Source organism: Phreatobacter sp. (assembly GCF_051860605.1).
Taxonomy (GTDB): domain Bacteria; phylum Pseudomonadota; class Alphaproteobacteria; order Rhizobiales; family Phreatobacteraceae; genus Phreatobacter.
Window position 1 is genome coordinate 238,349 of record NZ_JBHYDR010000001.1, and the last position, 18,651, is coordinate 256,999.

Genomic DNA, 18,651 nt, shown 5'->3' on the forward strand with positions numbered 1-18,651 from the left:
CTTCGGGACGTGCAGAGGCAATGCGGCAGGTCCCGGCTCAGCCGGCGGGACGCTGCGACAGCCGCAGATAGGCCTCGCCATCGACGCGCCAGGCGAACTGCACCCCGGCGCCCTCGAGCGCGCGCTGCATGGCATCGACGGCGGCAGCTCGCCGCGGCTGCGTCTCGTCGGTCTCCTCGATGCGGCGCAGGGTGGAGACCGAGACGCCCGAGGCCGCGGCGAGATCGGCCACCGACCAGCCGACAAGGGCGCGGGCCGCACGGATCATGGCGCCGCTCAGAGGGGCCGGCGGGGTCCGCGAAACGACGGTCTCGACCCCCGGCTCACGCTCCCTCCGGGTCAGGACGTCGCCCGGGTCGATGGGATGGCCGACCCCGGCCCATTCGCGCAACACGCCCTCGCGGTCGAGCACCGGGGCGGTTCGCGCATGCTGCCAGCCATAGCGGCCGTCGGCGAGTTTCAGCCGGTAGGTCGCATCAATGGCGATCCGCCGCCCGATCGCCTCGAGCCAGGCCTGCCGCACCCGGTCCCGGTCCTCGGGATGGACCATGTCGAGCCAGCCGAAATCGGCCGCCGCCTCCGCGCTCTGGCCGGTCAGAGCCTGCCAGGGCAGCGAGCCGGTTGCCCGGCCGTCCGGGCAGGTGGTCCAGACCATCGCGGCCATCACGCGGGTCAGTGCGTCTCGGCGATGCTCGCTGATCTCCCGGGCCCGCTGGGCGTCATGCGCAACGGTGACATCGACGAGCGCCGCCGCCATCACCACCGGCCGCGACCCCTCGCGCCGGACGATCTCGGCGCGGCAGGTCACCCAGCGCACCGCACCATTGCGGCGCACGATCCGGAAGGTCCGGGTGACCGGCAGCCCGTCGGTCATTTCCTGGCGCCACGCCTCCTCCGTGACCCGGTCATCGGGGTGGACGAACGCATCGAAGGCCTGGAAGGAGGGCTGCAGTCCGTCGGGCACAGCGCCGAGGATCCGGTAGATGCCCCAGGACCAGCGGTGCAGGCCGGTTACGAGATCGGCGGTCATCGTGCCGGCGCCTGCCAGTTCCTCCACCATGCCGAGCGCATGGAAGGACGACCAGCCATCGCTCCGGGGCGGCACCGGGGTCGGGATCGACTGAACGGCCGTCATGGCCGCGGGCTCCGCGGCGCGCGGACCGCACAGCTTGTGCCGGAGAGGCGGAATCGGGTCACGACCCTGCTGGACGGCAGCGGCATGGGATGCCTCGACGGAGGGGACGGAACGAAGGAAAAGGCGGCCCGGAAACGACGAATGGAACCGATTCAGGCCGTCGAATCAAGCCGCGACAAAGGTCGAAGGGCCCGAGCGGATGCCCGTTTTTTGGGCGTAGCGGGCATGGCCCGCTGCCACCGCGCAGGCCCCGGCGGCCGCTCAGACATCCACTTTCAGGGCGGCGATGAAGGCCTCCTGCGGAATGTCGACCTTGCCGAACTGGCGCATCTTCTTCTTGCCCTCCTTCTGCTTGTCGAGAAGCTTGCGCTTTCTGGAGATATCGCCGCCGTAGCACTTGGCGGTGACGTCCTTGCGCAGGGCCGAGATGGTCTCGCGGGCGATGACCTTGGCGCCGATGGAGGCCTGAATCGGGATCTTGAACAGGTGCTGCGGGATCAGGTCTTTCAGCTTCTCGCACATGGCCCGGCCGCGGCTCTCGGCGCGGTTCCGGTGGACCAGCATGGAGAGCGCATCGACCGGCTCGCCGTTGACCAGGATCGACATCTTCACGAGGTCGCCCTCGCGATAGTCGGTGATCTGGTAGTCGAAGGAGGCATAGCCCTTCGAAATGGACTTCAGCCGGTCGTAGAAGTCGAAGACCACCTCGTTCAGCGGCAGGTCGTAGGTGACCATGGCGCGCGAGCCGACATAGGTCAGATCGACCTGCACGCCGCGGCGGTCCTGGCAGAGCTTCAGCACCGAGCCGAGATAGTCGTCCGGCGTCATGATCTTGGCGCGGATCCACGGCTCCGAGATGACCTCGATCTTCATCGGGTCCGGCATGTCGGCCGGATTGTGCAGTTCGATCAGCGAGCCGTCGCGCTGAAGGATCTGGTAGACGACGGACGGCGCGGTGGCGATCAGGTCGAGATTGAACTCGCGCTCCAGCCGCTCCTGGATGATTTCCAGGTGAAGCAGGCCGAGGAAGCCGCAACGGAAGCCGAAGCCGAGCGCCGCCGAGGATTCCATCTCGAAGGAGAAGCTCGCATCGTTGAGCCTGAGCCGGCCCATCGCGGCGCGCAGGTCCTCGAAATCGGCGGCGTCCTGCGGAAACAGGCCGCAGAACACCACCGGCTGCGCGGGCTTGAAGCCCGGCAACGCCTTGGCGGTCGGCTTCTTTTCGTCTGTGATCGTGTCGCCGACGCGCGTGTCGGCCACCTCCTTGATGGACGCGGTGATGAAGCCGACCTCGCCGGGGCCGAGATCCGGCACGTCGCGCATCTTCGGCGTGAAGACGCCGATCCTGTCGACGTCATAGACCGCGTCGGTGCCCATCATCTTGATGCGCTGGTTCTTCTTCATGACGCCGTCGATGACGCGGACCAGCACGATGACGCCGAGATAGGCGTCGTACCAGCTATCGACCAGCATGGCCTTGAGCGGGGCTGCACGGTCGCCCTTCGGCGGCGGCAGCCGCGTGACGATCGCCTCCAGCACGCCCTCGATATTGATGCCGGTCTTGGCCGAGACCTCGACCGCATCGGAGGCATCGAGGCCGATGACGTCCTCGATCTGCTCCTTCACCCGCTCCGGCTCGGCGGCCGGCAGGTCGATCTTGTTGAGCACCGGCACGATCTCGTGGCCGGCATCCAGCGCCTGATAGACATTGGCGAGCGTCTGGGCCTCGACGCCCTGGGAGGCATCGACCACGAGGATCGAACCCTCGCAGGCGGCGAGCGAGCGCGATACCTCATAGGCGAAGTCGACGTGGCCGGGCGTGTCCATCAGGTTCAGGACATAGGTCTTGCCGTCCTTCGCCGTGTAGTCGAGGCGCACGGTCTGCGCCTTGATGGTGATGCCGCGCTCCTTCTCGATATCCATGTTGTCGAGGACCTGTTCGGTCATCTCGCGCGCCGTCAGGCCGCCGGTGACCTGGATCAGGCGGTCGGCGAGCGTCGACTTGCCATGGTCGATATGGGCGACGATCGAGAAGTTGCGGATGAGGTCGAGCGGAGTGTCGGTCATGGCGCCGCACATAGCAGTGACGGCGTGCGTTTGGAAGGATCGCCGTCAGCGCAGGATGGAGCGCAGCACGGCCCCGAAGACCAGCCAGGTGACGATCAGGAAGGCAAGGTCGGCGTGAAAGGCGAGGTGCCAGAGGTCGGCCGTGCGCATGTCAGCCTCACGGACGCTCGGCAACCAGCACGATCACCGCAACGGCCGGCTTCAGCAGCGCGGGACGGGTGGCCTTGACGAGACCGGCGGCGACGCCGAGGGACGCGAGGATCGCGCCAGCTGCAAGAATCCGGGTGGTAAAGGGCATGGTCGCCTCCCCTTCTGTGGAAGGCAGACTGGACCTGGCCGGCCGGACCGGCTGTGGCGGCCGTCACAGATTGGCGGATCGGGCGCGGGCTGACGCCCGGCTTGCGCTGCCGCGGGGCCGGGTGCGACATTGGAGGCTTGCGGTGCGACGAGAGGCCCCTTCATGACCCGCAAGCGGGAAGCCTACCAGTCCGGCCATACGCCCAAGTTCATGGTGGTGATCGACGACAGCGAGGAATGCGACCGCGCCATCGTCTTTGCCGCCCGCCGGGCCTCGCGCACCGGCCACCGGCTGCAGATGATGGCCGTGGTGGAGCAGGGCATCGGCGACGGCCAGGCGCTGTTCGGCGTGGCCGACGTGATGCGCGCCGAGGCCCACCAGGAGGCGCGCGCCAAGCTCGACGCCGCCGCCGACCGGGCGATGGCCCTGGTCGGCGTGGAGCCGGAACTGGTGGTGCGCGAGGGCCCGCTGGCCGAGACCATCCTCGCCCAGATCGAGGAGGATCCGGACGTCGCCATTCTGGTTCTGGCGGCGGGCACCGGCAAGGACGGGCCGGGACCGCTGGTCTCGAGCCTTTCCCGCACCGCCGGCTCCTATCCCATTCCCGTCGCCATCGTGCCGGGGCATCTCTCCGACGAGGAGATCGAGGCGCTGGCCTGACGGCGCCCTGCACGGCCGGAGACCGGAACATGACCAACCAGGCGGGGCCGCTCGGCGGCATCGGCGGCACTGACTACGTGGTGCTTCTGTGCAGCCACATGGCTGAGACGCGCGCCTTCTACCGGGACGTGATGCGCTTTCCCATCGAGACGGACCGGCCGAACTGGGTGAGTTTCCGGGTCGGCGCGACGCTGCTGACCCTGCGACCGCGCACCGTCTGGCCGGTCTGCGATGACGGTCCGAGGGCACCCGGCGCTGCCGCCGTGCAATTGTGTTTCCGGGTCGCCCCGCCGGCCGTGGACGCCTGCCATGCGGAACTCGTCGCGAAGGGCGTGCCGATCCTGCGCGGCCCGACCGACCTGCCCGACTGGCGGCACCGCACCCTGTTCTTCCGCGACCCGGAGGACAATATCATCGAGATCTACGCGGAATACTGACGATGCCGGCCGGTTCCGGCCCGCCGGCGGTTGACGCCGCGCCCGCCGCTCGCCACATGTTGAAGAGACACCTTGTGTTGAATCATTCCAGACTGGCCCGGCCTTGAACCGGGTTGACCGGAGACCGCCATGTTCATCCAGACCGAAGCCACCCCGAATCCGGCCACGCTGAAGTTCATGCCCGGCCGCACCGTTCTGGAAGAGGGCACGCTGCACATGCCCAATGTCGAGGCCGCGCGCCAGTCGCCGCTGGCCGAGCGCCTGTTCGGCATCGACGGGGTGGCCGGCGTGTTCTTCGGCAACGACTTCATCACCGTGACCAAGGGTGGCAGCGAGTGGCCGCACCTGAAGCCGGCGATCCTCGGCGCGATCATGGAACACTACATGTCGGGCCAGCCGATCGTGCGGTCCGGAGCGGGCGCCGTCCCGGACGGCGAGGAGGAGTTCTTCGACCCCGCCGACGCCGAGACCGTCGACACGATCAAGGAGCTTCTGGAAACGCGCGTGCGCCCGGCGGTGGCTGCGGATGGCGGCGACATCACCTTCCGCGGCTTCAAGGACGGCGTGGTCTATCTGGCCATGCAGGGTTCCTGCGCGGGCTGCCCGTCCTCGACCGCCACGCTCAAGCACGGCATCCAGAACCTGATGCGCCACTTCCTGCCCGACGTGCGCGAGGTGCAGGCGATCTGAACGGGCGGGCCGTCCCGGCCCTCACCCCCGCTCGATGCGCGCGGCCTTGTCGCGATCGAACCACCAGGTATTCGGCGCCCCGCGCGCATAGCGCGGCTTGGTCTCGGGAAAGCCGAACTGGTCCCAATAGGCCAGCCAGTGGCTCGCCTTGTACCAGTTGGGCACCCAGTAGCGGCCGGCGCGCAGCACGCGGTCCAGCGCCTTGCAGACGGTGACCAGTTCCGGCCGGGTCTTTGCCACCAGCGCCTGGCCGACGAGCGCGTCGATCACCGGATCGGCAATGCCGGCAAGGTTCTGCGAGCCTGGCTGGCGGCCGGCATCCGCGCCGAAATAGGAGCGCATGGCCTCGCCCGGCGTCAGCGAGAGCGAATAGCGCCGGATGGTCATGTCGAAATCGTAGTCCTTCAGCCGCGACTGATACTGCGCGGAATCGACCCGCCGGATGCCCGCCTCGATGCCGAGTCGGCGCAGATTGGCGATGAAGGGCTGCGTGTGCCGCTCCAGCGAGGGTTCGAAGTCGAGGAACTCGATCGTCACCGGACGGCCTGACGGGTCCATCAGCCGGTTGCCGGCGATGGTGAAACCGGCTTCGCGCAGCAGCTGGGTCGCCTGCCGGAGCAGCCTGCGGTCCTGGCCCGAGCCGTCCGAGACCGGCGGCGAATAGGGCTCGGCGAACACCTCGTCCACGACCTTGCCGCGGAACGGCTCCAGCACCGCCAGTTCCTCGGGCGAGGGCTTGCCGGTCGCCATCATCGGCGAGTTCTGGAAGAAGGAATGGGTGCGCCGGTAGCTGTCGAACATGACGTGCTTGTTGGTCCACTCGAAGTCGAAGGCGAGGCCGATCGCCTCGCGCAGCTTCGGATGGGCGAACTTCTCCCGCCTTGTGTTGATGAACCAGCCCTGCGCGCCCGATGGTGTCTCGTCGGGAATCTCCCGGCGCACCACCCGGCCGTCGCGGGAGGCGGGAAAGTCGTACTGGGTCGCCCAGGTGCGCGAGGTGAACTCCTCCCGGAACGTGTAGGCGCGCGCCTTGAAGCCCTCGAAGGCGACGTCCCGGTCGCGGAAGAACTCCACGCGGATCACGTCGAAATTGTTCTGGCCGACCGAAACCGGCAGCGTCTCGCCCCACCAGTCGGCGACCCGCTCGTATTCGATGAACCGCCCGGATTCCATGCGCCCCACCTTGTAGGCGGCCGAGCCGAGCGGCACATCCATGGTGGAGGCCTCGAAATCGCGCCCGGCATACCAGGCCTTCGACAGGATCGGCAGGCCGGCAACCGTCAGCGGCAGGTCGCGCGACCGGCCTTCGGCAAAGCGCACTGCAACGACCCGCTCGCCCTCCGCCTCGGCGCCGGCGAGGTCGCGCAGCACGATGCGGATGAGCGGGTGGCCCTTCTCCTTCAGCGTCGTCATGGACCAGGCGACATCCTCCGCGGTGATCGGCGTGCCGTCATGGAAGCGGGCGATGTCGCGCAGGGTGAAGCGATAGGTCAGGCCATCCGGCGATATCCGCACGGTCTCGGCGACCAGGCCGTACATGGCGTCGGGCTCGTCGCCGGAGCGGACCATGAGGCTGGCGAAGATGGTGTCCAGCCCGGGCGGCGCATCGCCGCGCAGGACCAGCGTGTTCAGCGTGTTGAAAGTGGTCGGGTTCTGGTTGTAGGCCCAGCTCGACGGGGTGTGGACGAAGCTGCCGCCGCGGGGCGCTGCCGGGTTCACATAGTCGAAATGACGGAAGCCGGCCGGATATTTCAGGTCGCCGAAGGCCGAGATGCCGTGGACCGGCTCGCCGTCGGCGGCAAGGACGGGCGGGGCGAACAGGCCGGCTGCGGCACCGGCCGCCAGCGTCAGCACGGTGCGGCGGGCAAGGCGGGGCGCGGCATGTTTCGTCGGCTGTCGCATCGGCATGGGTCCTCCGTTGAAGGCAAGCCTAGGGGCTTCGTGCCGCTGCTCCAAATCACATGGCGTCATGGGCCGGGTGCGGCGCCGGGAGCCTACCGTGCCGGGCCGTGGGGCCGATGCGGGCAGGGGCCAGACAATCTCCAGGCCATTCGTGCGTCCTTCGAGGCTCGCCCTGCGGGCTCGCACCTCAGGATGAGGAGGGCAGCGAATTGCAGGACGGCAGGGTCGAGGCGCAGCGGCTGAGCTTTAGCCGAGGCTGATGCAGCCCACCACCCTCCTCATCCTGAGGTGCGAGCCCTAGCGAGATGCGAACGCATCTCGCGTTCGCTCGATGCTGGGGCGAGCCTCGAAGGACGCAGAGCCGATGGGCCGCGCGTTCCAGCACCTGCGGAGGCCGCCCTCCCGCTCACGACAGGTCGAAGGGCACCACCTTGCGACGGTCGCTCGGCACGCGGATCTCGCGGTCGATCGGCGGCACGGCGCGCTGGTGGCAATTGGCCCGCTCGCAGATGCGGCAGGACACGCCGATCTTGGCGACATTGGCATCCGCCTTCAGGTCGATGCCTTCCGAATAGACGATGTCGCCGGCATAGGAGATCTCGCAGCCGAGGCCGAAGGCGTAGCGGCGCACCGGTGCGCGCCAATGGGCCGCGCCCTTGGTGACGGCGCGGGCCAGCGACAGATAGCGCAGGCCGTCCGGCATCTCGGCCACCTGGACGAAGGTGCGGCCGGTCTGCTCGAAGGCCTCGTGGACGTTCCAGAGGGGGCAGGCGCCGCCGAAGCGGGCGAACTGGAAGCGCGTCGCCGAATGGCGCTTGATGACGTTGCCGGCCCGGTCGACCTTGACGAAATAGAACGGCACGCCGCGCTGGCCCGACCGCTGAAGCGTCGACAGCCGGTGGCAGACCTGTTCCAGGCTCGCCCCGAACAGCCGGCCGAGCCAGTCGAGATCGTGGCGGGTGTCCTTGGCGGCGGCCAGGAAGCGCCGGTAGGGCAGGAGCAGCGCACCGGCATAATAGTTGGCGAGCGCGACGCGCGCGATGTCGCCGGCCGCGCGCGAGCGAAAGCCCGCCCCGGCGACGATGGCACCCATCACGTCCGCCTGTTCGAGACGGGCGATCCGGCTGGCAAGGAGAAAGGCGCGGGTGGAGGCATCCAGCGCGCCATCGAGCGACAGCATGCGCGTCACCGATTCATAGCGCTCCAGCACGTCGTCGCCGAGGGTGGCATTGGCATTGACCGTGACGCTGTGGCGCCCGGCGAGATAGCCGGACAGGGCCTGCACCCGGTCGGAAGCCGCGGCGAGGCCGAGCCGCTCGGCGAGATCCTCGGCCGCCCGGTCGAGATCGTCGACATAATTGTCGACGTAGTGGAAATAGTCGCGGACCTCCTCATAGGGAATGAGCGCGGTTTCCCCGCTCTCGCCGGTCGGCGGCAGCAGGGGCGCATCGCCCGCCGCCTGCAGGCGCTCGCCGAGCCGGCGGGCCGTCTGGTGCAGGCGCAGGAAGGCCCGCGCGAAGGCGGGACTGTCGGCAGCCACGCGCTTGAGGTCCTGAAGGCTCGGGGCGCCCTCGGCGAAAACCGGGTCGGCGCTCGCCTCGCGCAGGTCGGTGACCAGCCGGTCGCTGTCGTCGGTTGCGAAGGTGGCAAGATCGACGCCGAAGGTCTGGCCAAGTGCCAGCAGCACGCCGGCCGTGACCGGACGCTGGTTGTTCTCGATCTGGTTGAGATAGCTCACCGACAGACCGAGCCTCTGGGCGAAGGCCGTCTGGGTCAGCCGGGTCTCCTCGCGCAGGCGGCGCAGGGCGGGGCCGACAAAGACCTTGCGGGACATGCTCTCCTCCGTTCGGCGGGGCGCGCCTTCGGACTAGGCCGATGGACCTCTGCCATAGGATAGAAAAGCAAAAATTTTGCAATTTTGCAGCATGACATTTCGCATTTTGATGCACGGGTCGCGGATGCTACTTTCGTTGAAACAACAGTCTGCCGGCAAGGCGGCCATCCCACACCTGGAGGACGTCATGGCACCCGTCGAAAATCCCGTTTCCGTGCAGGATCCGCTGCGTTTCTGCGTGCAGCACCCATTCCCGATCGTCGCCGAGACGCTGGAGGCGCTGGTCCGTGCCGCCCATCCCGGCGCTGTGGCTGTCGAGCCTGCTCGCGCAGAGCTGGTTCTCGGCACGTTCGAGGGCCTCGAGGGGCTGGAAACCGAGGCCTCGGCCCGTTTCGCCGTGCTGATCGACCATGCCGACCGTCGCCCCGTTCAGGATGCCCGGGCCTGCGGTGCCTGTGCGGCCCTGCCGCTGGACCTTCCCGCCGACCATCTGCGGGCCGCCGTCGGCGCCGTTCTGGCTGGCCGCACCTGGTGGCCGGTGGTCGCCGCGCCGGAGGGCGACGCCACGTCCTCGCGCCGGCTGGACGCGCTCTCCGGACAGCAGTTCAAGGTGCTCGACCTCATGAGCCGGGGCCGGCTCAACAAGCAGATCGCCTATGACCTCGGCATTTCCGAAGGGACGGTGAAGTCCCACGTCTCCTCGATCCTGCGCAAGCTGGGCGTCGAGCGCCGCACGCAGGCGATCGCCACCTTCATCACCGCGTCGGAAGGCGGCATGCGCGTCGCGGCGCGTGCGATGCCGGGCCGCAACGGCGCCGCCCACCTGTCGCGGGCGACCCACGCAGCCCGCTGATCCCATCCGCGCCTCCCCGCTGGATTGACTTGCGCCGTCGCCGTAAGGTGACGGCGTTTTCGTGCCGGTCCCCCCGTGCGGCATTCCGATGGAGGCGGAGATGACGAGACTGAAAAGAGCATTGACGGGCGCCGCGCTGGTTCTGGCCCTCGGAGCGGGAACCGCGATGGCGCAGGATTTCAGCAGCTGGAGCTGCCGCGACCTGTGGACCGAGCGGAACCAGATCTACAAGGACGCCGGCTACTGCTTCCAGACCCGGCGCGCGATCGCCACGTTCGGCAATGCCGGCTGTGCCTATGACCGGCAGGCCGACGTGCCGCTGTCGGGCCAGCAGCGCCGCATCATCGCCGCGATCCGCAGTGCCGAGCGCTGGCGCGGCTGCACCGACTGAGCCGATGCGGGCCAACCGCAGGCTGGCGATCCAGGCCCTTGCCGGCGCCCTCGCGGTGCCGGTGCTGGCGCTTGCCGGCGCGCGGACGGCCGCCGCGCAGACCTCGAACCCGGCCTTCGACCGCAGCCGGCTGGACCGCCTCGTCGCGGCCTATCCGGATCATCTGGCGGCCATCGAGGGTGATACGCTCGTGTGGCGGGACGGCAGCCGCATGCCGACGGGCGCCGGCCAGCCGGAGCGGTCCTTCGACGCCATGCTGAAGGCGGCAACGATCGCCGACCAATTGCGCCAGCGCTATGAGCCGGGTCCGCCGGCCGGCCCGCCGTCGCGCGACCACAGCCCCGGACGCATTCGCAACACGCCGTTTTTTATCGCGATGTATGGCGATTGCCGGCGCGGCGCGGTCAGCCCGCGCCTGAGGCCGGTGACCTGGATGCCGCGCACGGCGCCGCAGCCCCTGCCGGTCACCACTGTCAACGACATCGCGACCCGCATGGAAAGGGTGATCGCGGCGCTGGAGGGCCTGCCCGACCGGTTCAAGGCCTATCTCGTGCCCTCGGGCGGCACCTACAATTGCCGCACCGTGGCCGATACGGGCCTTTTGAGCATGCATTCCTGGGGGGCGGCGATCGACGTCGCGGTGGCGCGCTCGGATTACTGGTCCTGGGCCCGGCGGCGCGGCGACATTCCCTATCGCAACCGCATTCCCTTCGAGATCGCCGAGCCATTCGAGGCCGAGGGCTTCATCTGGGGCGGCAAATGGTATCACTACGACACCATGCATTTCGAATACCGGCCGGAACTGTTCGCCTGAGCCGGCGCGGCGCCGCGCCCTGCTATCCGGCCCCGTAGCGGTGCAGGTTGGCGCCATTGGCGCGCAGCCAGGCCTTGGCCGCCTCCATATGCGGGCAGAGATCGCGGACGATGCGCCAGAATCGCGGCGAGTGGTTCATCTCGCGCAGATGGGCCACCTCGTGGGCGGCCAGATAGTCCAGCACGAAGGGCGGCGCCAGGATCAGCCGCCAGGAATAGTTGATCGCGCCGGTCGAGGAGGCCGAGCCCCAGCGGCTGGCCTGATCGCGGATGCCGATGCGCGTGACCTTCACTCCGATGGCGGCGGCATGGCGGCGGGTGGCGGCCTCCAGGTCGCGGCGTGCCTCGCGTTTCAGGAAATCCTGCACGCGCCGGGCGAGAAAGTCGGCGTCACCGGCGACATGGATGGCGCCATCCTCGACCCAGACGGTGCCGCGCCGCTCGGGCCGGTGGACCACCTCGTGGGCCATACCGCGCAGCGGCACGACCACGCCGGGGTGAAAGCCGAGGCCCTCGGGAATGCGGGCGAGCCGCGTCGCGATCCAGCCGCCGTGCCGGTGGGCGAAGGCGACGGCATCGCTCAGGCGCGCGCGCGCGGGCATGGACAGGACCGCATCGCGGCTCGCCGCCCGAACCCGGAGGGTGAAGCGCCGCGCCTGCGGCATGCGCCGCAGCGCGACCGGATAGGCCACGCCCTCGTGGACCACCTCGATGGCCTGCGGGTCGGGCTCGCGCTGGAACAGGCGGCGGACGATGGACATGGGCGCAGGATATCCGAGTCGGATGACGGTTCGCCAGCGGCCGGCGGCCCTTCGCACCCGCCGGCGGCAGCAGCCTCAGCCGATGGGCAGCACGTTTGTGTGCTTGACCTGGGCCAGCGCAAAGCTCGATTCGATGGAGGCGATGCCGTCCAGACGGGTCAGCTTCTCCTTCAGGAACCGCTCATAGGCGGGCAGGTCGGCGCAGACGACGCGCATCAGATAGTCGCGCTGGCCGGTCATCAGGTAGCATTCCATGACCTCAGGCCAGGGCGAGACCGCCGCCTGGAACCGGTCCAGATCCTCCTCACGCTGACGCTCCAGCTTGATCGAGATGAAGATGCTGACCGGCAGGCCGACCGCCTTCTGCTCGACCACCGCCACATAGCCGCGCACGACGCCGGCCTCCTCCAGCAGGCGCACGCGCCTGAGACAGGGGCTGGGCGACAGCCCGACCCGTTCGGCCAGCGCCTGGTTGGTCATCCGGCCGTCCTGCTGCAGGGCCGTGAGGATGCGCCGGTCGATGGCGTCGAGACTCATGGTGGCATCTCCTGCCATGATTGGCCTGCTGGCTGGCAGAAACATTCATCCGGGGGCGCATCGCTGGTCAAGATTGGCAGGTGGTGCGCGCAGGCTTCTGGCATGATCCGCCGTCATCCGCCCCCGCCAGAGGACCGCGCGCCATGGCCCGCAAGCCGCCCACCGACCGCCTTGCCCTGCTCGCCGAGCTGGAGAAAAAGGTGCTCTGGCTGGCGTCCTGGACGATCCACCATGCCAATCACGGCCGCGACAGCCGCGACGGACTGAAGGTGGGTGGTCACCAGGCCTCGTCCGCCTCGCTGGCCACGATCATGACCGCGCTCTATTTTGCCGTGCTGAAGCCGGAAGACCGGGTGGCGGTGAAGCCGCATGCGAGCCCGAACTTCCACGCCATCCAGTATCTGCTCGGCAACCAGACACGCGCCAAACTGGAGACGTTTCGCGGATACAAGGGCGCGCAGAGCTATCCTTCGCGGACCAAGGACACCGACGACGTCGATTTCTCCACCGGATCGGTCGGGCTGGGGGTCGCCCAGACCCTGTTCTCGTCGCTGGCGCAGGACTATGTGCGCGCCCATGGCTGGGGCCTCGACCGGCCGGAAGGGCGGATGATCGCGCTCATCGGCGATGCCGAGATGGACGAGGGCAATATCTACGAGGCGCTGATCGAGGGCTGGAAGCACGGCCTGCGCAACACCTGGTGGGTCGTCGACTACAACCGCCAGAGCCTCGATGCGGTGGTGCGCGAGGGGCTGTGGGAGCGTTTCGAGGCCATGTTCCGCAATTTCGGCTGGGACGTGGTGATCCTGAAATATGGCCGGCTGCTGGAGGCCGCCTTTGCCGAGCCGGGCGGCGAGGCGCTGCGGCGCTGGATCGACACCTGCCCGAACCAGCTCTATTCGGCGCTCTGCTACCAGGGGGGCGCGGCCTGGCGGAAGCGTCTTCAGGACGATATCGGCGATCAGGGGCAGGTTTCGAAGCTGCTTGGCCGGCGCACGGATGCCGAACTCGCCAGACTGATGACCAATCTTGCCGGCCACGACCTGCCTTCGCTGCTGGATGCCTTAGAGGCGGTGGACCATGACCGTCCGGTCTGTTTCATCGCCTATACGATCAAGGGGTTCGGCCTGCCGTTCCAGGGCCACAAGGACAACCATGCGGGCCTGATGACGCCGGCGCAAATGGAGGACTTCCGCGCGGCCATGGGCGTGCGGCCGGGTCATGAATGGGACCGGTTCGAGGGCCTGACGACCCCGGCCGGCACGCTGGAGCCGTTCCTGAGGGCCGTGCCCTTCGCGCAGGCCGGCCGGCGGCGCACCAGCGCGCCGAAGCTGGCGATTCCGGCGCAGCTGCCCTGTCCGGCGCAGCCGGTCATGGCCACGCAGCAGGGCTTCGGGCTGATCCTCAACGAGATCGCGCGCGGCAAGGAGGCCTATGCCGACCGCATCGTCACCACCTCGCCGGACGTGACCGTCTCGACCAATCTGGGGGCCTTCGTCAACCGGCGCGGCCTGTTCGCCCGCGAGGCGCTGGCCGACACGTTCCGGCAGGAGCGCATTCCGTCCACCTTCACCTGGGATTTCTCCCCGTCCGGCCAGCATATCGAGCTGGGCATCGCCGAGATGAACCTGTTCACCCTGCTCTCGGCGCTCGGCCTGACCCATGCGCTGCATGGCGAGCGGCTTCTGCCGGTCGGCACGCTCTACGATCCGTTCATCCAGCGCGGCCTCGATGCGCTCAACTATGCCTGCTACCAGGATGCGCGGTTCCTGCTGGTGGCGACCCCGTCGGGGGTGACTCTGGCGCCGGAGGGCGGCGCCCACCAGTCGATCGGAACCCCGCTGATCGGCATCGCGCAGGACGGGCTGGCCGCTTTCGAACCGGCCTTCGTGGACGAGCTCGCCGTCATCATGCGCTTTGCCTTCGACTACATGCAGCGCGACAGCGACGGCGATCCGGACGAGGGGACCTGGCTGCGCGACGAGACCGGCGGCTCGGTCTATCTCAGGCTGTCCACCCGGGCGGTCGACCAGCCGCAGCGCGTCATGTCGGAGGCGCTTCAGGCCGACATCATCAATGGCGGCTACTGGATGCGGCCGCCCGGGCCGAATGCCCGGGTGGTCATCGCCTATACCGGTGCGGTGGCGCCGGAGGCGCTGGCCGCGGCGGGCCTGATGGCCGAGAACCACCGCGATGTCGGCGTGCTGGCCATTACCTCCGCCGACCGCCTCAATGCCGGCTGGACCGCGGCGGAGCGCGCCCGCCAGCATGGCCGTCATGGCGCGACCAGCCATGTCGAGCGGCTGCTCGCCCCGCTTGGGCGGGACTGCGGGCTCGTCACCGTCATCGACGGCCATCCGGCGGCCCTTGCCTGGCTGGGCGGGGTCGCCGGCCACCGGGTGAAGTCGCTCGGCGTGGAACATTTCGGCCAGACCGGAACGGTGGAGGATCTCTACCGGCACCACGGCATCGATGCCAACGCCATCCTGCATGCGGCACAGGCCCTGCTCGCCGGCCGGCCGGTGCGTCACCTGCGCGCCCTGCCCTGACCCGTCCCGCGGCGGGACCTGCCCTTAACGGCTCCCGGACCTGCAGGACGCGCGCGGCGCAGTCGCGGTGAAGGAAGACGCCATCCGTCTGCCCGCATGGCGCTGTTTCAGGCGGGGCCAAAGCCGGAACAGCGTCAGGTGGCCGATTCGCTCCCGATTCGTTCCCGGAACGATCCGCCGGTTAATGCCGGTCGTCCCGATCGGATTTCCGGCTCAGCTCCGGCCGGGCCGCACCGGCGGCATGACCAGCCGGTCGCGCCTGCAGGCCCGTCGGTCGATCTCCTCGCAGGCCGTGAAATTCATGTCGCGGCCGATGCAGATGCGCACCTCGCGCAGCCGGCGGTTGTCGCACTGCACCGCGATCATCTCCCGCGTCAGGCCCGGATTGGCGCGCACGAAGGCCTCCTCGACCTCGTCGGGCGTGACGGTCTTCGCCTCGGCGATGCTCTCGAACTCGGCGGGAATGCGCACCTTGGCGCGGGCCTGGCGCACCCGCTCGAAAAAGGCGGTGGGCGAGCGGGCACCCGAGCAGGTGCCGTGCTTGGCCCATTGGTGCCGCACCAGACCCGGCGCCGGCATGATGTCGAGCATGGCGTTGATGGTGCGCCCCTCCAGCCGCGGCGGCGGAACCTGGCAATATTCCGGATAGCCGCGATGGAACTGCGGCCACAGGCCATGGACGACGAAACTGAAGGGCCGGTCGCCGGCGCATTGCATGGAGCGCGAGGTGCGCTCGGCATTGGCCTCGCAGAACGAGGGCGACCAGGACAGGGCGAGGACGTAGAAGTCATATTCGCCAGGAGCCGCGCCCGGGCGGGCCTGCGCGAGCGCCGGCGCGGCGCCTGCCAATGCAGCCACCACCATCAGCACCGCCGCGATCACGATCCGGAACACAGGCATGACTCCCTCCTCACCCGGCACAAGATGCCCGGATTGCCAGAACAAAGCAAGAACTTAGTTTAGCGGATGCCGTGCACCCGGCGCCTTTGTGCAACCGGGCGGTCAGGGCCGCGCCATCCGGCACGCCGGGTCGAACGAGCGGCCACGGTCGAGGCCATGGACACACCATTCCACACCGAATGTCGCGCCGATCATGCCCTGGTCCTCCAGGATCGCATAATCGACGGTGCGCACCCGCCCGTCGGTGAGATGGGCGCGGGCCCGGCAATACCGCCGCGGAATCAGGTCCTGGCCCCAGGGATTGGTGGTGACCAGCCGGATGCGGTCGATGCCGGCAATCGCCAGCGACGAGTTCCAGAAGCGCGCCTCCTTCTCCGCGAAGGTGCTGCGGATGCGCTCCAGCGCCGGGCCGGCATCGCAGGGCAGCAGATGGTTCTGGAAGCGCGGATCACGGAACAGCGCGTAGCCGACCGGACCCATGATCCGCATCTGGCGCTCGCGGACACCGGGCCGCGCCTCGTCGGGCACGCGGCCGGTGGTGTAGGTGGAACCGGCGAGGCCGCGCGGGCCGGTGCCGTCGCGGTGCCAGACCGCCTGGGCATGGGCCGCAGCCGGCAGCGCGACGGCGGCAACAGCTAGAATGGCGAGGAAGTGGCGAATCCGCATGAGTCCGGCTCCTGACGTGGCAGGACGATCCGGCCTCGGGCGGTCCGGGTCAAGGGTCTGGCGGTCACAGGGCGCACAAAAGCGCGCTCAGTCGCCCGGCTGCACGCCCCTGCGGATGCGGACATAGAGCGCGCCGCCGCCGCCATGTGCAGCGGCCGCCTCCTCGAAGCCGATGACCAGGGCGCGCAGGTCCGGCCGCATCAGCCATTCCGGCACGACCCGGCGCAGCACGCCGCGCTCGGCATGGGGATCGGCCGTGCGGCTGCCCTTGCCGGTGATGACCACGACCAGCTTCAGGCCCTCGGCCTGCGAGCGCCGCAGGAAGCCGATGAGCCGGCGGTGCGCGGCGTCCTGGGTCAGGCCGTGCAGGTCGATGCGGGCCTCGGGCTCGGCCGCCCCGCGAGCCAGCCGCCGGCGCAGGGTCTTTTCCAGGGGCGCAAGCGGCGGTGCTGCCGGCAGGGGGCGGCGGAGGGCGGCGGCGACCGGCCGGGCAGGGATCGCCGGGGCGGCGACCGGAATGGGATGTGCGACCGGTTCCGGTTCCGGCTCCGGCTCGGCCGGCAGGGCCCGCACGGGGTCGAGCGGCGTGACGGAGGCGGTCACGTGCTGCCACACCTTGCGGTCGTCCGCGGACAGACCCTTCGGCCTGCGCCCCTTCATCGCCTGCTTCTCGGGCGCTGCCGCGGCGGCGGCGGCCTGCGCGGCTCCGGCACCGGCACGAGGGCGGATTGCGGAGCGAGGCGGGCCGGCAGGAGCACGTACCAGTCGGCGCGGTGGCGGATGCGGCCGGCCACCGATCCGGCCTCGAAGCCGGTGCCGACGAACAGGTCGCCGCGCGCCGGCCCGACAATGGCCGAGCCGGTATCCTGCGCCACCATCAGCCGGCGCCAGGGCTCCAGCGCCTCGGCGATGCCGGTCGGCATCAGCCCGTCGATATAGACCGGCGTGCCATAGGCATGGACGTTCCGGTCCACCGCCAGAGACCGCCAGTCGTTGATCGGCACGCCCTGTCCGCCGACCGGCCCGTCCTCGGCGGAGAGTTCGGAGCGGACGTGGAAGAACACATAGGAGCGGTTCTGCCGGCGGATGTCCCGGGCGCCTTCGGGGTTGGCGGCCATCCAGTTGCGGATGAAGTCCATCGACATTTCCTCGCGGGTGGCGAGGCCGCGCTCGATCAGCACCCGGCCCACCGGCACGTAGCGATGGCCGTTATGGGCGCCATAGCCGATCCGGAGCGCGGTGCCGTCGGTGAAGCGCAGCCGGGCCGAGCCCTGGATCTGCGCGAACATGACCTCGGTCTCGTCGCGCAGCCAGGCGATCTCCAGCCCGCGGCCGGCAAGCGCCCCCTCCTCGATCTCGCCGCGATCGAAATAGGGCAGGAACCGCCCGTCCACCCACCGGCCGGCGCCGCCACGGGCATCGAAGCCGCCGGTCCGGCGGCCGCGGGCCGGAACGAGATCGTCGGGCCGCGACAGGACCGGCGCCGAAAACGCCTCGGTCCGCTCGCGGGATGCGGCCACCTCCGGCTCGTAGTAGCCTGTGAGGAAGCCCTCGCGCTCCTCCTCGGGGGAAAAGCGCGCAATGCGCACCGGCCGGAACTCGGCCTCGAAGAAGGCGCGCGCGGTGGCGAGGTCCACCGGTTGCGGCAGGGCGAGCGCCTTCGGGCAGATTTCGCGCAGCGCATACCAGACGGCAGGCGCGGCGCGCGGCGGGCCGCGACGGGCAAGGATATGGCGGCAGGACACCAGGAACGGCCGCATGGCCAGATCCTGACGGTCCTCGGACCAGCCGGGCAGCCGGTCGAAGGTGGCCGCCTCGCTCCAGGTGTCGGGAAAGACGAAGGGAAAGCCCGAGCGGTGGGCAACGACAGGCGGCGCCTCGGGCGTCTCGGGTTCGGATGCCCCGGGCTGAGGTGTCTCGGCAGCACCGTCCGGAGCGGCCGGGGCCGGCGTCGGTGCGGGCGTCGATGCGGGGGCGACAGCAGCCGGTTCCGCCGGCGCGGTCGGGACGGTCGGGGAAGGTGCCTGCCCATGCTGGGCGCGGCCGGGCAGGACGCTGGAAATCAGGATTGCCGCAGAAAGGACCATCGCCGACACGGCGAGGGCCGCAAGGCGGCGCAGCGGGGAACGGGGGCGCGCTTGCGAGGTCACGGGGGCGG

At 69.4% G+C, this 18,651-nt stretch carries 18 protein-coding genes; 7 read left to right on the forward strand and 11 right to left on the reverse strand.

Annotation, left to right across the window (positions count from 1 at the left end; genetic code table 11):
- Window positions 1-37: 37 nt before the first annotated feature.
- From ACTIFS_RS01055 to ACTIFS_RS01065, 3 genes are all read right to left on the reverse strand, one after another.
- Complete coding sequence (locus ACTIFS_RS01055) at window positions 38-1,135, reverse strand: PAS domain-containing protein (RefSeq protein ID WP_439572176.1); 1,098 nt, start codon at window positions 1,133-1,135, stop codon at window positions 38-40.
- Between the two features lie 261 nt (window positions 1,136-1,396).
- Complete coding sequence (gene lepA, locus ACTIFS_RS01060) at window positions 1,397-3,202, reverse strand: translation elongation factor 4 (protein ID WP_439572177.1); 1,806 nt, start codon at window positions 3,200-3,202, stop codon at window positions 1,397-1,399.
- A gap of 157 nt (window positions 3,203-3,359) precedes the next feature.
- The gene (locus ACTIFS_RS01065; RefSeq protein WP_439572178.1) at window positions 3,360-3,500 is read right to left on the reverse strand and encodes a hypothetical protein; all 141 of its coding nucleotides are present in this window, start codon (window positions 3,498-3,500) and stop codon (window positions 3,360-3,362) included.
- A 162-nt stretch (window positions 3,501-3,662) separates the two neighbouring features.
- Here ACTIFS_RS01065 and ACTIFS_RS01070 point away from each other — a divergent pair, with 162 nt between their 5' ends.
- From ACTIFS_RS01070 to ACTIFS_RS01080, 3 genes are all read left to right on the forward strand, one after another.
- The gene (locus tag ACTIFS_RS01070; RefSeq protein WP_439572179.1) at window positions 3,663-4,160 is read left to right on the forward strand and encodes a universal stress protein; all 498 of its coding nucleotides are present in this window, start codon (window positions 3,663-3,665) and stop codon (window positions 4,158-4,160) included.
- 29 nt (window positions 4,161-4,189) lie between these two features.
- Window positions 4,190-4,597, forward strand: coding sequence for a VOC family protein (locus tag ACTIFS_RS01075; protein ID WP_439572180.1), 408 nt, complete (start codon window positions 4,190-4,192; stop codon window positions 4,595-4,597).
- 129 nt (window positions 4,598-4,726) lie between these two features.
- Window positions 4,727-5,287 (forward strand): NifU family protein, encoded by a 561-nt coding sequence (locus tag ACTIFS_RS01080; protein WP_439572181.1) that lies wholly within the window; start codon window positions 4,727-4,729, stop codon window positions 5,285-5,287.
- 21 nt (window positions 5,288-5,308) lie between these two features.
- On the opposite strand, the gene ACTIFS_RS01085 is transcribed toward ACTIFS_RS01080, so the two are convergent.
- Together ACTIFS_RS01085 and ACTIFS_RS01090 are read right to left on the reverse strand one after the other, a co-directional pair.
- Window positions 5,309-7,195 (reverse strand): extracellular solute-binding protein, encoded by a 1,887-nt coding sequence (locus tag ACTIFS_RS01085; RefSeq protein ID WP_439572182.1) that lies wholly within the window; start codon window positions 7,193-7,195, stop codon window positions 5,309-5,311.
- 400 nt (window positions 7,196-7,595) lie between these two features.
- A complete protein-coding gene (locus ACTIFS_RS01090) occupies window positions 7,596-9,023 on the reverse strand; it encodes a helix-turn-helix domain-containing protein (RefSeq protein ID WP_439572183.1) in 1,428 nt (475 codons plus the stop codon).
- A 187-nt stretch (window positions 9,024-9,210) separates the two neighbouring features.
- Here ACTIFS_RS01090 and ACTIFS_RS01095 point away from each other — a divergent pair, with 187 nt between their 5' ends.
- The 3 genes from ACTIFS_RS01095 to ACTIFS_RS01105 all read left to right on the forward strand — a co-directional run bounded on the left by ACTIFS_RS01095 (window position 9,211) and on the right by ACTIFS_RS01105 (window position 11,081).
- A complete protein-coding gene (locus tag ACTIFS_RS01095; protein WP_439572184.1) occupies window positions 9,211-9,876 on the forward strand; it encodes a LuxR C-terminal-related transcriptional regulator in 666 nt (221 codons plus the stop codon).
- 100 nt (window positions 9,877-9,976) lie between these two features.
- Window positions 9,977-10,267: a YARHG domain-containing protein gene (locus tag ACTIFS_RS01100; protein ID WP_439572185.1), complete on the forward strand. Its 291-nt coding sequence runs from the start codon at window positions 9,977-9,979 to the stop codon at window positions 10,265-10,267.
- A 4-nt stretch (window positions 10,268-10,271) separates the two neighbouring features.
- Complete coding sequence (locus ACTIFS_RS01105; protein WP_439572186.1) at window positions 10,272-11,081, forward strand: M15 family metallopeptidase; 810 nt, start codon at window positions 10,272-10,274, stop codon at window positions 11,079-11,081.
- Between the two features lie 22 nt (window positions 11,082-11,103).
- On the opposite strand, the gene ACTIFS_RS01110 is transcribed toward ACTIFS_RS01105, so the two are convergent.
- A complete protein-coding gene (locus tag ACTIFS_RS01110; protein WP_439572187.1) occupies window positions 11,104-11,841 on the reverse strand; it encodes a M48 family metallopeptidase in 738 nt (245 codons plus the stop codon).
- A gap of 75 nt (window positions 11,842-11,916) precedes the next feature.
- A complete protein-coding gene (locus tag ACTIFS_RS01115; protein ID WP_439572188.1) occupies window positions 11,917-12,378 on the reverse strand; it encodes an Lrp/AsnC family transcriptional regulator in 462 nt (153 codons plus the stop codon).
- A 143-nt stretch (window positions 12,379-12,521) separates the two neighbouring features.
- Between ACTIFS_RS01115 and ACTIFS_RS01120 the strand changes: the two genes are divergently transcribed.
- The gene (locus ACTIFS_RS01120; RefSeq protein WP_439572189.1) at window positions 12,522-14,927 is read left to right on the forward strand and encodes a transketolase; all 2,406 of its coding nucleotides are present in this window, start codon (window positions 12,522-12,524) and stop codon (window positions 14,925-14,927) included.
- Between the two features lie 213 nt (window positions 14,928-15,140).
- On the opposite strand, the gene ACTIFS_RS01125 is transcribed toward ACTIFS_RS01120, so the two are convergent.
- From ACTIFS_RS01125 to mltA, 4 genes are all read right to left on the reverse strand, one after another.
- A complete protein-coding gene (locus tag ACTIFS_RS01125) occupies window positions 15,141-15,827 on the reverse strand; it encodes a ribonuclease T2 family protein (RefSeq protein WP_439572190.1) in 687 nt (228 codons plus the stop codon).
- 102 nt (window positions 15,828-15,929) lie between these two features.
- Entirely contained in the window at window positions 15,930-16,493 is a 564-nt protein-coding gene (locus ACTIFS_RS01130; RefSeq protein WP_439572191.1) for a hypothetical protein, read from the reverse strand.
- An 87-nt stretch (window positions 16,494-16,580) separates the two neighbouring features.
- Window positions 16,581-17,153, reverse strand: a complete 573-nt coding sequence (locus tag ACTIFS_RS01135; protein ID WP_439572192.1) for a Smr/MutS family protein — start codon at window positions 17,151-17,153, stop codon at window positions 16,581-16,583.
- On the reverse strand, window positions 17,150-18,643 hold the full coding sequence (gene mltA / locus ACTIFS_RS01140) for a murein transglycosylase A (protein ID WP_439572193.1): 1,494 nt from the start codon (window positions 18,641-18,643) through the stop codon (window positions 17,150-17,152). The genes ACTIFS_RS01135 and mltA overlap by 4 nt, the downstream gene beginning before the upstream one ends.
- Window positions 18,644-18,651: the final 8 nt, after the last annotated feature.